Source organism: Actinocrinis sp. (genome assembly GCF_035605935.1).
In the GTDB taxonomy this organism is placed as follows: domain Bacteria; phylum Actinomycetota; class Actinomycetes; order Streptomycetales; family Catenulisporaceae; genus Actinocrinis.
Map to the genome: position 1 here is coordinate 15,251 of NZ_DATNGK010000099.1, position 14,516 is coordinate 29,766.

Consider the following 14,516-nt stretch of genomic DNA (forward strand, 5'->3'; position numbering starts at 1 on the left):
ACGTCGTCCAATGTCAGCGTTCGACCGTGATATCGATCAGATCCACTGGCTTGCCGCCCAAGCGCAACTTGTAGTCCTGAGCACCCTTGAGGAAGTCGAACACTGCGCCTCGATCGAGGCTGCGCTCGACAAGGAGTGAGACCAGAACGATGCCCGGCGCCAGGCCCGCGTTGTCTCGGGAGGCAAAGGCCAGGTCGTACGACATGTTGTAGATGTAGTCGGTATTGCGGTGCTTGAGGATGATTGCCGCCGCGAGCGGGCGACCGGAAGCCCGCAGTTCCACGATGTGGCCGGCGTCCACCGCGGCGAGTTCGACGAGCGCGGCACGCAGGAAGCCGCGGTATTCGGCCACGAAGTCGCGGGTCGCCGGGCCCGCATCGCACTTCCAGGTGAGGAGCCGTTCCAGCGAGTCGAGCACGGTTTCGCCGGTTGAGGCGATGACTTCGAGTTCTCCGACGGCCTCAGTCAAGCGGTTGCGCTTGCGTAGGACGTCCGCGCGGCGTTTGGAGTTGAGCAGGGGGAGGTAGCCGTCCGGCGCGGGGCCGATCCTCGGTGCCTGGTCATAGGTTTCCACGGTCACGGCCTGGGTTCTGCGCGCCAGTTCATCGGCGAACGCCTGGGCCATCACGTCGTCGCAGACCAGTCCGGCGAAGCTCGCGCGGGTCCACGGAAGATCCTCGAACATCCACTCGGCCAAGGCGGCGGCGACGTCCTTCTCGCGGCCGGGCAGCGCCAGCGGCCCCATGTAGTCGACGACATCGCGGCCACCGGCAAAGGACAGGACACCCGAGTCGAATTCGAACGCGCAGATCCCGATGACGCTCTCGCTGTCGAGGATCTCGGCGGCGATGAGGCTGGACGTCGGGTTTTTGGCAAGCCGGTCACGCCACCAAGGGAGCAGGAATCGGCTGGTGTGGAAGGCAGTACCCTCCGACGCCGCGAAGGTGTCCCATGATGGTGCGGTGAGTAGGTCGACACCGGCCCCAGTGATGATCTCGACGTCTGCCATACCTTCGACCGCCTACTCCCCGCCTAGGGCCGTTGTTGCGTCCACGCGTAGGCGCTTGCGCTGCATGGTGTTCGATTCCTTTAGAACCTTCCCGCGGGATGCCGAGGAGTAACGCGCCGGCTAGGCCGCGATCCCGCGCTTGGGCCGCGCGAACGGGGGTATCGAAGAGCGCTACGTATTCCAGGAGGGGTGGGGACGGCAATGAAGGACTCTCATTTAGGTCTGCCGAGACGGCGCGTGCTGGCGGGTTCGGCGGCGCTTTTGGGCCTCGGCACTCCGGGGCTGTGGCGTCCGGCCGGACAGCTTCCCCCTGGCGCGACGGCCGATTGTGCGCCTCCGCCCGCGTTCCCAGCGAACATCCCCGTATATCAGCAGACATATCAGAACTGGAGCGGCGCGTTGCGCGCCGACGACGTCTGGACCTGCAAGCCGAGCAGTCCGCAGGACGTGGCGACGCTGGCGAACTGGGCTGCGGCCAACGGTTACCGGCTGCGGGCTCGCGGCAAGATGCACGGCTGGTCACCGCTCACGGTTACCGCGGACACCGGCTGCGCCACCCCCGTCCTGCTCGTCGACACGAGTGCGCTCTCCTCGATGAGCATCGCGGCGCCGGGTGTCGTGCGGGTGCAGACCGGCGCTGTGATGGACGACCTGCTGGCGTATCTCGAAACCAACGGGTACGGCATGACCGCCACACCCGCGCCCGGCGACCTGACCGTTGGCGGCGTCTTGGCGATCGACGCCCACGGCACCGCGATCCCGGCCGATGGCGAGACGCCGGTCGCAGGCGACTACTACGGCTCGTTGAGTAACAGGATCCTGTCGCTCACCGCAGTGGTCTGGGATGCCGGAAGCTCGTCGTATGTGTTGCGTACATTCGAACGCGCCGACGCGCAGTCCGCTGCGTTGCTCACGCATCTGGGCCGGGCCTTCCTGACCGAGGTCACCTTGAGCGTGCGCGCCAACTATCACCTGCGTTGTGTTAGCGACGTGACCATTCCCGCGTCCGAGCTGTTCGCGGCTCCGGCGGCGGCCGGAGCGCGCAGCTTCGCGTCCTACGTGCACTCCTCAGGCCGGGTCGAGGCCATCTGGTTCCCGTTCACCGCCAATCCCTGGCTCAAGGTCTGGACGCTCAGCCCGCAGGCTCCGCCCACGTCGCGCCCGACGACGAACCCGTACAACTATCCGTTCGCGGACACGGTACCCAAGCCGGTGGCGCAACTCGCTGGCGCGCTGGTCAGCGGGCAGTGGTACCTCGCGCCGACCTTCGGGCAGGCCCAGTACGACACCGCCGCGGCCGGTCTCACCGCCACGCTCTCGGCTGACCTGTGGGGCTGGTCGAAGAATCTGCTGCTCTACGTAAAGCCCACCACGCTGCGCATGTTCGCCAACGGATACGCGGTGCTCACCAGCACCGCCAACATCCAGCGAGTGGTGTCCGAGTTCACCGGCTACTTCCAGCAGCGGCTCCAGAACTACGCGGCCGCCGGCAGCTATCCGATCAACGGTCCGATGGAGATCCGGGTCACTCGACTGGACACCGCGGCCGCTAGTCCCGCGCCAGGCGCCGCGCCGCCCGCGCTCTGCGCGATACGGGAACGAGCGGACCATCCGGATTGGGACGTCGCGGTGTGGTTCGACGTGCTGACCCTTCCGACCACGCCCGGCCTGGGTGCCTTCTACCGGGATCTGGAGCAGTTCCTCTTCGCGAACTACTCGGGTTCTTACGCCGCTGTGCGCCCCGAATGGTCAAAGGGCTGGGCTTTCACCGCCGCCGGGGCGTGGAGCGATCCGACCGTCATCGGCAGCACGATCCCCGCCACCTTCCGGGCTGGTCCCGATCCGACCTGGGACAGCGCGCTCGCCGCACTTGACGCGCTCGACCCGCACCGGATCTTCACCAACGAGTTCCTCAGCACGCTGGCACCCTGAGCCGCCGGACCCTGCGACGAGCCGTTCAGTCCTTGCGGGCCATGCCGGCGCACCACCAGATGCCGGAGATGTCGTCAGCTCGACTCACCGACAATCTTTTCCTCCTTGACAAATCTTTTTGTCGGTAGCAATCTGGAGCTGTGCCCGACGCGGACGAGCACGTAGAGCCGCCACGAGCCACGTCCGAAGCGAACCAAGGAGCCTGTCATGCGTACGTTGATCAGCACCGCGTTCATCTCGCTCGACGGCGTCGTGGAGGCGCCCGGCGGCGAGTCCGGCTACCGCAACGCCGGCTGGACCTTCAAGGAGGTCGAGTTCCTGCCCGAGTCGTTCGAGATCAAGGGGCGCGAGCAGGAGCAGTCGACCGCGATGCTGATGGGCCGGGTCAGCTATGAGGCGTTCAGCCCGGTATGGCCGGACATGCCGGAGTTCACGCATTACAAGACGCTGCCGAAGTACGTCGTCTCCACCACGCTCACCGAGGACAAGCTGGTCTCGAACTGGGGCGAGACCGCGATCCTGCGCTCACTCGACGAGGTCGCCGCGCTCAAGCAGACCGAAGGCGGCCCGATCATCGTCCACGGCAGCGCCACCCTGAACCACGGCCTTTCGGACGCGGGCCTGATCGACCGCTACCACCTGCTCGTCTTCCCGCTGCTGCTCGGCGCGGGCAAGCGCCTGTTCAGCGCCACGGACAAGGACGCCCAGAAACTCAAGCTCGTCGAGCACGAGGTGTACGGCAACGGCCTGCAGAAGCAGGTCTTCGACGTCGTCCGCTGACAAACTTCGCGGCGTACAGTGATTGCCCCGGAGGTGCTTTCGGTGAGCAATGTGGAAACCGAGCCGGCGGAGCTCAGGTGCGGCGCCACGGTTGATGGCGGGCGGGCGGCCGGAAAGACCAGGCCGACCGCACTGCCCGGCGTCGAGGTGCTCACGGCGCGCGAGGTGCCGTTGGGCGGGCCCCGCGCGATGCTCGTGCGCCGCACGCTGCCGCAGCGGTCGCGAACGCTGATCGGGGCGTGGTGTTTCGCCGACCACTACGGGCCGAACGACACGGCGACCGGCGGCATGAGCGTTCCGCCACATCCGCACACCGGACTGCAGACGGTCAGCTGGCTGTTCAGCGGCGAGATCGAGCACCGCGACAGTCTTGGCAGCCACGCCTTGATCAGGCCCGGGGAACTGAACCTGATGACCGGCGGCCACGGCATCGCTCACTCGGAGGTCTCCACCGGGCGGGTTCCGGTGACCCACGGCGTGCAGCTGTGGGTGGCGCTGCCCGACGCGCACCGCGCCGCCGCGCGTAACTTCGAGCACTACGTGCCTGCGGCCGTGCGGCTCGACGGCGCCGAGATTCGGGTCTTCCTCGGTTCGCTGGCCGGGGATACCTCTCCGGTCCACACGTTCACGCCGCTGCTCGGGGCGGAAATCATCCTTGGGCCGGGGGCGACCGTCGAGCTTGGCGTGGACGCTTCGTTCGAGCATGGACTGCTCGTCGACAGCGGGGACGTGCGCGTGATCGACACCCTGCTGCGTCCGGCCGAACTCGGCTACGTCCCCGACGGCACCGAAGTCCTGGCGCTGACGAACGAATCGGACGGCGCAGCACGCGCGATCCTGCTTGGCGGCCCGCCGTTCGGGGAGGAGATCGTCATGTGGTGGAACTTCGTCGGCCGCAGTCACGAGGAGATCGCGCGCGCCCGGGAAGACTGGGAGGCGTCCTCGGACCGCTTCGGCGTCGTGCAGGGCTATCCGGGCAATCGCCTTCCGGCGCCCGCGCTGCCGAACGCGACCATTCTGCCGCGCAGCAATCCCCCACGCCGCCGACCCGCACCCGAAAGGTAACGCCATGAGCGAGCCGTCCCCCGCCGCGACCGTCGAGCGGGTTGACGCCGAGCGGCTGTACCAGATCGTGATCGACGGCGGCCGAGCCGGCCTCGTCGCCTACCGCGACCGCGACAACCAGCGCGTTTTCTACCACACCGAGGTCGATGACGCGTTCGCGGGACAGGGCTTGGCGTCGCAACTGGTACAGCACGCGCTCGCGGACACGCGGTCCGCAGGCAAGCGGATCGTGCCGGTGTGTCCGTACGTCGCGGCGTTCCTGAAGCGGCACGACGAGTTCGCCGACATCACCGACGCAGTGACTCCCGAGATCGGGAAATGGCTGGAGTCGGAGCTGAGCTGACTGGCCGCGGAGCGAAGCTTTCTCTCGCGTTCAGGCGAGCGTCCGGCCCCTTACACAGAACCGTTGACCCGCGCCGCACGAGCAGTACACGAATCAGGAAACTGAGTTCCGCAGCGGCGAATCTCCTTTGCGGCAAATGAGGATCGCTGCCGATTCGGGGCGACCCGCCCCGCGCGCTCAGCGCCGACTTGGTCGGTTGACCTGCCCCCTGCGCACCGATTGGATGCAGGGCGGTTGAAGTCACAACGGTCCACGGGGCGTTGGCGGAAGGCGGGGAGCGTGGCGGCGAGACGGCCATTGGGACGCCAATTCGGCTGGCTGTGGGCAGCGTACGCGGTGAGCGCCTACGGCTCAGGCTTGGGATTCGGCGCGTTCCCGCTGATCGCCGTCCTGGTGATGCATGCCAGCCCGGCTCAGGTCTCCGCGCTCTCCGCGGTCGGGCCGGCCGTGGGCGCGCTGCTCGCGCTGCCACTCGCGCCCTGGGTGGAGTATCGCCGCAAGCGGCCGGTGATGGTCGCGATGGACCTGGCCCGTTTCGCGGCGATGGCGACGATTCCCGTCGCTTACGCCTTCGGCTTGCTGAGCTTCGTGCAGCTGCTCGTCGTCTCGGCCGTGGTCGCCACGGCCAAGATCGCCTTCAACGCGGCAAGCGGCGCCTACCTCAAGACCCTGGTTCCCTCGGACGACCTGCTGGTGGCCAACGCGCGGTTCGAGTCGACGAACTGGAGCTCCATCGCCATCGGGCCGCCACTGGGCGGGGCCGCGATCGGGCTGTTCGGGCCGGTCACCACGGTGGTAGCCGACGCGGTCAGCTACCTGCTCTCGGCGCTGGGCATCGCCGCGATCCACCACCACGATGAAGCCCCGCAGCGAGCAGGGAAGGGCCGGATCCGGGCCGGCGAACTGCTGGACGGCTGGCGGCACATTCTGAACCATCCCGTGCTGCGCGCGCTCTACCTCAACAACATGCTGGTCTCCGGGCTGATCATGGCCACCGAGCCGCTGCTAGCCGTGCGGCTGCTGCGCCAGCTCGGATTCCCGCCCTGGCAGTACGGCCTCGCCTTCGCTGCTCCCTGCGTTGGCGGATTCATCGGCTCCCGGTTGGCTCGCCGCGTCGTAGCCCGCTATGGGCAACACCAGGTCTTCCGGACGGTCGGCACCCTGCGCGCCGTCTGGCTCATCGGCCTGGCCTTCATCCGCCCCGGCATCGTCGGACTGGTCACGGTCATCGCCGTCGAGCTGGCGATCATCATCAGCATGAGCCTGTATACACCGGTGCTCGCCACCTACCGGCTGGAACACACACCCAAGCACCTCATTGCCCGCACGCTATCGGCCTGGTCGATCGGCCAGCAGGCGTCGATCGCGGCCCTCACCGCCCTCGCGGGGCTGCTCGCCGACTTCACCAGCGCGCATACGGCCCTCGTGGTCATCGGAGTGCTCATTCTCGCCAGCCCGCTCCTGCTGCCGCGCGGCAACCGGTCAGGATTCGAGAAGCCGGGCCGGGCCCCGGGACGTAGCGTGGAGTCATCGCAAAGGCTGCGGATCTGAAATCCAAGCCAGCGCGCGAATGACGACCATCGAGGAGGATTCATGTCATACGCCGTGGACTTCGAGGACGTTTCCACCGTCGGCTTGGAATCGTCGCCCGTCGCGAAAGCACTCGCGGGACTGCGGGCCAACGAGGCGCGCTATTACCGGAACAAGTACGACCACGTTTTCACCGTCAGCCCCGCGGACGAGGCGCCAGAGGTGGTCGACTGGGTCAGCGGCATCCTCGCCAAGGAGCGCGACCTCGTCATCTCCTCCCGCCCGCTCGAAGCGACCTCCTTCGAGGTGGACGGTCTTCGGATGGCCTATGTTTTCTACGAATCCGGCCTGGCGATCAACGTGATGTACGGCATCGCGGAAGGCGCTAAGCGCGCGGTGGGCTTCAAGCTTTCCGAGGGCATGGAAGTGCCCGAAGAACTCGCTGCGCGTTTCAAGTTCGCGCGACAGAAGTCAAAGCTGGCCGGCGTGATCCGCGGATCCTTCTTCGTGATCAAAGGCGAGTACTGAACGCCTCAGCCGACGAGGAACGTGCCCCGCGCGGCGGTGCGGTAATTCAGCTCTTCGGCGTGGCTCTTGCCGCTGGCACCCCGGATGTGGTCAAGTGACGACCTATCAGGCGCACTATCAGGGGACAGCGAGATGAGAGACGGGATGCGCGGTGCGCTGGGCGCAACGTTCGCCGCGCTTCGGGCGTACCGGCGGGCGTCCCAGGCGACGTCGAAGCGCCGCGTCATGCGCAGCCGAGGCGGCGTTAGCGCGCCTGCCATGGCAGGGACCGAAGAGCTCTCGGGTGAACCGCCCAGATCTCACGTGCGGCGCAGCCTGATCGCAATCATCGCGGGATCGATGCTGGCGGTGGCGGCGCTCGTCGCGACCGCGGTCGCCGTGTTCGATCTCGCAGCGACGCAACCAGGTCAGCCGCGCACCGTCATCGAGCCGTACGGGGCCGGCCCGGCAGCCACGTCAAGCGTTGCCCCCGTCGCCGGCACCGCGACCGGTCTCGCGCCGACCGATCCGCTTTCCGTCGGCAGCACCGCCGGAAGCTCAGCGTCGAGTGGAGCCGTGGTGGCGGGAGGTTCGGCTTCAGCAGGCTCAGGTTCAGGAGGCGCGGACTCACCCGCGGCGTCCGCCTCGGCGGCGCCCGCGAACTCGCCGGTTGCGAGCCCGTCGCCCAGCTTGGTTGATCTGTGCCGTTCGGTGGTGGCAGCAGGGAACAGTTGGCCGTCCGTCATCAGGGGCGCGGATCGCACCACGTTGATCGCCGCGGCAGGGACGAAGAAGAACGTGCTTCCCTACTGCACGGGTCTGGTCGCCGGCACCACATAGCTCAGTGCGCGAACCGCCGTCTGTCGGCGGCTCGCTCTAGGATGCCGCTCATGATTGATCACCCGCTGACGCTGATGGCTGTGCACGCCCACCCCGACGACGAGGCCAGCGGGACTGGCGGTGTCCTGGCCCGCTATGCCGCGGAGGGCATCCGCACGGTGCTCGTCACGTGTACGGACGGCGGCTGCGGTGACGGCGCCGGCGGCGCGAAGCCGGGCGAACCCGGGCACGATCCAGCCGCGGTGGTGGCGACGCGGCGCGCCGAACTTGAAGCCAGCTGCCGGTTTCTGAAGGTCAGCGATCTCGAACTGCTCGGATACGCCGACTCGGGCATGATGGGCTGGCCGCAGAACTCCGCGCCCGGATCGTTCTGGACCACCCCGGTCGCCGAGGGAGCCGAGCGGCTGGCGAAGCTGATGCGCCACTACCGGCCCGACGTCGTGGTGACGTATGACGAGAACGGCTTCTACGGCCATCCCGATCACATCCAGGCGCACCGGATCACGATGGCGGCGGTGGAGCTGACCGGGCTCCCGGCGAAGGTGTACTGGACCACCATGCCGCACTCGGCGATGGTCGAGTTCGGCCGCATCATGGCCGAACTCGGCATGGACGTGCCAGAGCCGGACCCCTCGGCAGAGGAAGCGCTGCCGATGGGCCTTCCCGATGAGGCGATCACCACGTGGGTAGACGTCACATCGTTCGGCGAAAGCAAATACGAGGCGCTCGCCGCGCACGCGAGTCAGGGCGACAACATCTTCTTCCTCGGCATGGGCGTCGAGCGGTTCACCCAACTCATGGGCACCGAGACGTTTCTGCGCGTTCACGACACCACCGGAGCGCCGCTGCCCGAGACCGATCTATTCGCCGGTCTGCGTTGACGGACGCGGCGCGCGGCGAAGGCGGTCGGCCGAATCCGGCTTGACCTAGAGCGCGCTCCAGCATCCAGACTCCTGTCCCATACCCGCGATCGCGGGGTGCGAGGAGAGGAGTCCCATGAAGTACCGCACGATCGGCGCCGACCCGAAGACCCGCCGCGAGGTGAGCGTCCTCAGCCTCGGCGCGATGCGCTTCGGGACGGTGACGGACGAACCGACGTCCTTTGCGATTCTCGACCGCTTCGTCGAGGCCGGCGGCACGTTCATCGACACTTCGGACAACTACGCGTTCTGGGTCCACGGTGACCAGGGCGGGCAGAGTGAGGAACTGCTCGGCCGCTGGCGGCGCAGCCGAGGTGTCGGGAACGAGATCGTCATCGCCACGAAGGTCGGCGCCCGGCCGCTGGCCGCCGGAACCAGCTACATCGATAACCCGGAGGGCCTGTCCGCCGCGGTGATCCGCGAGTCCGCGCAGCGCAGCCGCAACCGGCTCGGCGTAGACCGGCTCGACCTGCTCTACGCACACATCGAGGACCCCAAGACGCCGCTGCGGGAGACCGTAGAAGGCTTCGCGGCCTTGGTGGCCGAGGGAACGGTCGGCCTGCTGGGCGTCAGCAACCACTGGTCCTGGAAGGTCGAGCGGGCCCGAAGCATCGCCGCCGCAGCCGGGCTCCCCGGTTACGAGGTGCTCCAGTACCAGCACAGCTACCTGCGCGGCCGCACGGAGATGAGCACCGCGCTCTCCCCCGACGGCCATCAGGGCATTGCGGGCGGTGAGCTTCTCAGCTATCTGCGAGCCGAGCCCGACCTCGCGCTGGTGGCCTATTCGCCGCTGCTCAACGGCGGATACGTACGCGCGGACAAGCCTTTGGGCGCGGAATACGACCACGCCGGCACGCAGCCTCGCCTGGCCGCCCTGCGCGACGTGGCAAAGCAGACCGGCGCATCCGTGAACCAAGTGGTCTTGGCCTGGTTGATCGGCGGCCGGATCCCAGTCATCCCGCTCGTCGGCGCCTCCTCGGTGGGGCAGTTGAACGAGAGCCTCGCTGCCGCTGATCTGGAGCTGACGGCCGAGCAGCGCGCCCGACTCGACGACGCCCAGTAGCGTCACCCGTCCGGACTCGCGCAATTACGGTACTCTTCATTTCCGGAAATCTTGCGTTCCGCATCCGCGGCGGGCTATCGTGCGTCTCGAGTCCCCTGGATCAGGTCCCTGTTCGGAGAGTGGGTGTCCGCCCGCATGCATGCCGATGACGTCGCCGCAGCGGGCACGGCAGAGGAGCGCGGTTGCCTGCCGCGCAAGCGGGGCCGCAAGCGCGACGACGCCCTCGATCAGCAAATCCTCGAGGCGGCCATCGACGTCCTGGCGCGTGACGGCTACGAGCACATGACCATGGACGCGGTAGCCGCGACGGCGCGAGCGGGCAAAGGCGCGATCTACCGGCGCTGGCCGTCCAAGGCGCAACTCGTCGTGGACGCGCTCGCTCGCAGCAGCGCCACCGAGATGCCTGAACCTGCTGATACCGGATCGCTGCGCGGCGACCTGCACGCCCTGGTCGACGGTAGGCCGAAGAAGGACGACGCGCGGATGCTGCGGGTGATGGCCGGGCTGGTCGCGGCGCTGCCGCTGCACCCTGATTTGGCCGCGATGGCCCGCGAGCAGTTGGTCGAGCCGCGTCGGCTGAGGCAGCGCGCGCTGCTCGAACGCGCGGTCGCGCGCGGCGAGATCCCGGCCGGACGAGACCTCGACTCGCTGTCCCATCTCATGCCCGCTCTGGTCTTCTACCGCCAGATGGTGCTGGCGGAACCGATCGACCAGGACTTTCTCAACCATCTGATCGACCAGATCATCCTGCCGCTGGCCACCGCCGCGGTGCCCGCTGATTCCTCGTCGGCCATATCGGGCCGTTGATCCCAACCTCCAAGGAAGAACGCCATGCGCACGCTCGCCCGGTGGTGCTTCACGCACCGCCGCCTGGTCCTGGTGGCCTGGCTGGTCGCACTGATAGGCCTGAGCGCGCTCTCCCGCGCCGCCGGCACCGCGTACTCCGACAGCTTCACGCTGCCGACCGCGGAGAGCACGCAGGCGCTGTCCCTGCTGGAGGCGGCCGCGCCGAAGGCCGCCGGTGACAACGACCAGATCGTGATCGCCGTGACCGACGGCAAGGTCACCGACTCGGCCGTGCAGGCCCGCATCACCCCGATGCTGAACCAGGTCGCCGCGCTGCCGCACGTGGCGAAGATCGCCTCGCCATACGCCCCGGGCGGCGCCCGGCAGGTCTCGCCGACCGGGCAGGTCGCGTTCGCCACGATCACCTTTGACGACCGGGCGAATCTGATACCGACCGACGCGCTGAACAAGGTCGTCGACACCGCGAAGGCAGCGGCCGGAAACGGCGTGCAGGTCGAACTCGGCGGCGCGGCGATCGAGCAGACCAACAAGCCGAGCATCGGCGGGGTCGGCTACGGCGTGCTGGCGGCGGCGGTAGTGCTCTTCCTCGTCTTCGGCTCGCTGCTGGGCATGGCGCTGCCGCTGATCACCGCTCTGGTCTCGCTCGGCTCCGCGCTCGGCGCGATCGGGCTGCTGTCCAACGCGATGAACATGGCCTCCTTCACCTCCCAGCTCGCCTCGCTGATCGGCCTGGGCGTCGGGGTCGACTACGCGCTGTTCATCGTCTCGCGCTACCGGCAGGGGTTGCAGGCCGGCAAGAGCCCCGAAGAAGCCGCGGTCACAGCGGTCAACACCTCCGGGCGCGCGGTGGTGTTCGCGGGCATCACCGTGTGCATAGCCCTGATGGGTATGTTCGCCCTCGGACTCAACTTCCTCTACGGCCTCGCGGTCGCCTCAAGCGTCGCGGTGCTGTTCACCGTGGCCGCCGCGATCACACTGCTGCCCGCGCTGCTCGGCTTCTTCGGTACCCGCGTACTGCCACGCCGCCAGCGCCGCGCGATCGCAGCCGGGACCTTCAGCACCGAAGCCGAGTCACGGCGCTGGGCGGCCTGGGCCGATCTGGTGCGGCGCAATCCGGCCGCCTACGCCGCCGCGGGCATCGCCATCATGGCGATCATCGCCGTCCCGTTCCTCTCGCTGCGCCTGGGCTCCTCCGACCAAGGCAATGACCCGGCCTCCACCACCACGCGCAAGGCCTACGATCTGCTCGCGCACGGCTTCGGGCCCGGATTCAACGGCCCGCTGCAGATCGTCGCCCCGGTGCAGTCCAGCGCGCAGGTGACCGCGTTCGACCAAATTGTCGCGCAGATCGCCAAGCAGCCCGGCGTCGCCGCCGCCAGTCCCGCCGCCCTCGTCGGCCACAGCGGCGGGCCGCAGGTCGCCATGGCGATTGTGTACCCGACCACCGCGCCGCAGGACAAGGCGACCTCCGACCTGGTGTCGCACCTGCGCTCGGCCACCATCCCGGCCGCCTCCGCGAGCACCGGTCTGCATGTTCTCGTCGGCGGGCAGACCGCGATCTTCGACGACTTCTCCACGATCATCGCAGGCAAGCTGCCGCTGTTCATCGGCGTCGTGGTGGCGCTTTCCTCGCTGCTGTTGCTGGCCGTCTTCCGCAGCCTGGTGATTCCGGCGACCGCGGCGGTGATGAACCTGTTGTCCGCGGCGGCGGCGTTCGGCGTGATCACCGCGGTGTTCCAGTGGGGCTGGCTGGACCGGCTGATCGGCGTGGACCGGGCCGGGCCGATCGAGGCCTTCCTGCCGGTGATGGTGTTCGCGATCCTCTTCGGGCTGTCCATGGACTACGAGGTGTTCCTGGTCGCCCGCATGCACGAGGAATGGCAGCATTCGAAGGACAACGCCCACGCGGTCGGCCACGGCCTGGCGGTGACCGCGCGCACCATCACCGCCGCAGCCGCGATCATGGTCCTGGTCTTCGGCGCGTTCATCCTCGGCGGCGAGCGAGTGATCAAGCTGTTCGGCCTCGGCCTGGCGGCGGCGGTCCTGCTCGACGCGATGATCGTACGTTCCCTGATCGTCCCCGCGCTGATGTTCGCTTTCGGCCGGTCCAACTGGGCGCTGCCCAAGGCACTGGACCGGATCATCCCGCGCCTGAATGTCGAACCGGCCGTCGAGGAAGCACCCCAGCCTCCGGCGAGCGAGCCGGAGGAACTGCCGATTCGCACCCCGAGTTAGGAGGGCGATCGGCCGCCTCGCGGCGCGACTTAGCGGGTCTGGTCCGGGCGGACCAGACCCGCCTCGTAGGCGATGATCACGGCGTGAACACGGTCCCGGGCACCGATCTTCGCCAGGACCTTACTCACGTGAGTCTTGATCGTGGACTCGGATAGCAGCAGTCGCGTGGCGATTTCGCTGTTGGTCAGCCCCGAGGCGATGCCCAGGCGCTGGCCCATGCCGAGAGAGAAGGCCCCGGCGCGCTTGCGGGCGATGCTTTGCAGCCCGGCCAGCTCGATGACCTCTTGCACCCTGCGGCGCGCAATGCCGTGGGTGAGCGCGGGCGCGTTGAGGTGGTTGAAGGCCGAGCGGCCCGGGTGGATGGACTTGGCTTCCAGCAGCGCGCCGACTTCCTGCAGTGGCGCGGAATGCTTGTCGTAGCGGCAGCCGTTGACGACGACCGAGCCGCTGGTCGGCGCGTCCAGTCCGATGACCATCCGCATCGTGGTCGACTTGCCGGCGCCGTTAGGGCCGAGAAAGCCCGTCACGACGCCTGGCTGGACAACAAAGTTCAGGCCGTCTACAGCAGACTCTCGCCGTATTTCTTCACGACGTTATTGACCTCAATCATGCGCCCTCCTCGCGTTCAGATCCTTTCCGCAGCTGTTGCTCCCTGCGGCGATGTCTTCACGCTAGGGCGGCACAGCCCCGACCCCCGGTACCACGGACTGAAAATGGACGGGCGGCCGTACCGCGGTACCGCCGCCCAATCAGACCAGAGGATGACCAGTCCTGTCCGTTTCACGCCACTCCCGCAGCCGGCAGGTGCGCTGCCGTCTGCGGGAGCGAGGTAGGTGCCGGGGCGGCGCCGGTGCCCTAGGGTGCGCCGCCCCGGCACGTCTATTGCGTGCCTGACCTGGCTAGCCTTAGCCGAGGGTCCATTGCTGGTTGCTGCCGCCGTTACAGGCCCACAGTTCGACCAGCGCGCCGTCGGCGGTGGACGCTCCGGTCACATCCAGGCAGAGTCCTGATTGCACTCCGGTGATGGTGCCGTTGGAGTTCAACGTCCACTGCTGGTTGGTCTGGCCGTTACAGGACCACACGATCGCCTTGGTGCCGTTGGTGGTGCCCTTGCCGTTGGCATCCAGGCACAGCGTCGTACCGCCCACCGTCACGCTCAGCGCGCCGGAGGAGGTGTGCGTCCAGGTCTGGTTGGCCCCGCCACTGCACGCATAGATCTGCTGCTGCGTACCCAGCGTCGTGGTCGAGTTCGGGTCGTCCAGGCACTTACCCGCACCCACCGCGTGCAAGGCGCCCGAGGTGCCCCCGCCGCCGCCACCACCACCGCCGCCGGACGAGCCACCAAGCGCGTTGAGGGTGGAGGTGTAGGCGGGTTTGGGTTGGTAGTTGTTGTCGTACATGGTGGCGGCGCCGTAGCCGGAGAAGGTGCCGGGGATCCAGGAGTCGGCGTCGCCCACGCCCCATTGGCTCACCCCGACGCAGCGT

Annotated in this window: 15 protein-coding genes and 1 pseudogene; 11 read left to right on the top strand and 5 right to left on the bottom strand. The window is 68.0% G+C overall.

All coding sequences use genetic code 11. The features are described from left to right. Positions 1-13 precede the first annotated feature (13 nt). On the bottom strand, positions 14-1,009 hold the full coding sequence (locus VN779_RS08915) for a GNAT family N-acetyltransferase (RefSeq protein ID WP_325721972.1): 996 nt from the start codon (positions 1,007-1,009) through the stop codon (positions 14-16). A 201-nt stretch (positions 1,010-1,210) separates the two neighbouring features. On the opposite strand from VN779_RS08915, the gene VN779_RS08920 reads away from it, so the two are divergent. The 6 genes from VN779_RS08920 (at position 1,211) to VN779_RS08945 (ending at position 7,187) form a co-directional block, all read left to right on the top strand. Further along, on the top strand, positions 1,211-2,941 hold the full coding sequence (locus VN779_RS08920; RefSeq protein ID WP_325721973.1) for a cholesterol oxidase substrate-binding domain-containing protein: 1,731 nt from the start codon (positions 1,211-1,213) through the stop codon (positions 2,939-2,941). 207 nt (positions 2,942-3,148) lie between these two features. Then, complete coding sequence (locus VN779_RS08925) at positions 3,149-3,721, top strand: dihydrofolate reductase family protein (RefSeq protein WP_325721974.1); 573 nt, start codon at positions 3,149-3,151, stop codon at positions 3,719-3,721. A 42-nt stretch (positions 3,722-3,763) separates the two neighbouring features. Then, a complete protein-coding gene (locus VN779_RS08930; RefSeq protein WP_325721975.1) occupies positions 3,764-4,786 on the top strand; it encodes a pirin family protein in 1,023 nt (340 codons plus the stop codon). Positions 4,787-4,790: 4 nt separating this feature from the next. Next, complete coding sequence (locus tag VN779_RS08935; RefSeq protein ID WP_325721976.1) at positions 4,791-5,129, top strand: GNAT family N-acetyltransferase; 339 nt, start codon at positions 4,791-4,793, stop codon at positions 5,127-5,129. Between the two features lie 279 nt (positions 5,130-5,408). Beyond that, entirely contained in the window at positions 5,409-6,680 is a 1,272-nt protein-coding gene (locus tag VN779_RS08940) for an MFS transporter (RefSeq protein WP_325721977.1), read from the top strand. A gap of 42 nt (positions 6,681-6,722) precedes the next feature. Further along, positions 6,723-7,187: a phage tail protein gene (locus tag VN779_RS08945; RefSeq protein ID WP_325721978.1), complete on the top strand. Its 465-nt coding sequence runs from the start codon at positions 6,723-6,725 to the stop codon at positions 7,185-7,187. Positions 7,188-7,192: 5 nt separating this feature from the next. Here the strand turns inward: VN779_RS08945 and VN779_RS08950 are convergent, their stop codons facing one another. Then, on the bottom strand, positions 7,193-7,447 hold the full coding sequence (locus VN779_RS08950) for a hypothetical protein (RefSeq protein WP_325721979.1): 255 nt from the start codon (positions 7,445-7,447) through the stop codon (positions 7,193-7,195). Between VN779_RS08950 and VN779_RS08955 the strand changes: the two genes are divergently transcribed. The 5 genes from VN779_RS08955 (at position 7,446) to VN779_RS08975 (ending at position 13,031) form a co-directional block, all read left to right on the top strand. Continuing rightward, positions 7,446-8,006 (top strand): hypothetical protein, encoded by a 561-nt coding sequence (locus VN779_RS08955; RefSeq protein ID WP_325721980.1) that lies wholly within the window; start codon positions 7,446-7,448, stop codon positions 8,004-8,006. The two genes, VN779_RS08950 and VN779_RS08955, sit on opposite strands and share 2 nt — an antisense overlap. A 50-nt stretch (positions 8,007-8,056) precedes the next feature. Continuing rightward, positions 8,057-8,887: a PIG-L family deacetylase gene (locus tag VN779_RS08960; RefSeq protein WP_325721981.1), complete on the top strand. Its 831-nt coding sequence runs from the start codon at positions 8,057-8,059 to the stop codon at positions 8,885-8,887. A gap of 115 nt (positions 8,888-9,002) precedes the next feature. Beyond that, positions 9,003-9,989 (top strand): aldo/keto reductase, encoded by a 987-nt coding sequence (locus VN779_RS08965; protein ID WP_325721982.1) that lies wholly within the window; start codon positions 9,003-9,005, stop codon positions 9,987-9,989. A 123-nt stretch (positions 9,990-10,112) separates the two neighbouring features. Further along, positions 10,113-10,796, top strand: coding sequence for a TetR/AcrR family transcriptional regulator (locus VN779_RS08970; protein ID WP_325721983.1), 684 nt, complete (start codon positions 10,113-10,115; stop codon positions 10,794-10,796). Between the two features lie 24 nt (positions 10,797-10,820). Further along, positions 10,821-13,031, top strand: a complete 2,211-nt coding sequence (locus VN779_RS08975; protein WP_325721984.1) for an MMPL family transporter — start codon at positions 10,821-10,823, stop codon at positions 13,029-13,031. Between the two features lie 29 nt (positions 13,032-13,060). Here the strand turns inward: VN779_RS08975 and VN779_RS26390 are convergent, their stop codons facing one another. The 3 genes and pseudogenes from VN779_RS26390 to VN779_RS08985 form a co-directional block, all read right to left on the bottom strand. After that, positions 13,061-13,237, bottom strand: a complete 177-nt coding sequence (locus VN779_RS26390; protein WP_349260716.1) for a response regulator transcription factor — start codon at positions 13,235-13,237, stop codon at positions 13,061-13,063. Then, positions 13,217-13,641: pseudogene (locus tag VN779_RS26395) on the bottom strand (ATP-binding cassette domain-containing protein); the annotation flags it as partial. The pseudogene VN779_RS26395 and the gene VN779_RS26390, both read right to left, overlap by 21 nt. A gap of 295 nt (positions 13,642-13,936) precedes the next feature. Further along, on the bottom strand, positions 13,937-14,516 hold a 580-nt coding region (locus tag VN779_RS08985), incomplete at its 5' end, for an RICIN domain-containing protein (RefSeq protein WP_325721986.1).

Coding starts and splice junctions, on each gene's coding strand:
- VN779_RS08915 (WP_325721972.1), bottom strand. CDS start 1,009: ATGGCAGACGTCGAGATCATCACTGGGGCCGGTGTCGACCTACTCACC.
- VN779_RS08920 (WP_325721973.1), top strand. CDS start 1,211: ATGAAGGACTCTCATTTAGGTCTGCCGAGACGGCGCGTGCTGGCGGGT.
- VN779_RS08925 (WP_325721974.1), top strand. CDS start 3,149: ATGCGTACGTTGATCAGCACCGCGTTCATCTCGCTCGACGGCGTCGTG.
- VN779_RS08935 (WP_325721976.1), top strand. CDS start 4,791: ATGAGCGAGCCGTCCCCCGCCGCGACCGTCGAGCGGGTTGACGCCGAG.
- VN779_RS08945 (WP_325721978.1), top strand. CDS start 6,723: ATGTCATACGCCGTGGACTTCGAGGACGTTTCCACCGTCGGCTTGGAA.
- VN779_RS08955 (WP_325721980.1), top strand. CDS start 7,446: ATGGCAGGGACCGAAGAGCTCTCGGGTGAACCGCCCAGATCTCACGTG.
- VN779_RS08950 (WP_325721979.1), bottom strand. CDS start 7,447: ATGGCAGGCGCGCTAACGCCGCCTCGGCTGCGCATGACGCGGCGCTTC.
- VN779_RS08960 (WP_325721981.1), top strand. CDS start 8,057: ATGATTGATCACCCGCTGACGCTGATGGCTGTGCACGCCCACCCCGAC.
- VN779_RS08965 (WP_325721982.1), top strand. CDS start 9,003: ATGAAGTACCGCACGATCGGCGCCGACCCGAAGACCCGCCGCGAGGTG.
- VN779_RS08975 (WP_325721984.1), top strand. CDS start 10,821: ATGCGCACGCTCGCCCGGTGGTGCTTCACGCACCGCCGCCTGGTCCTG.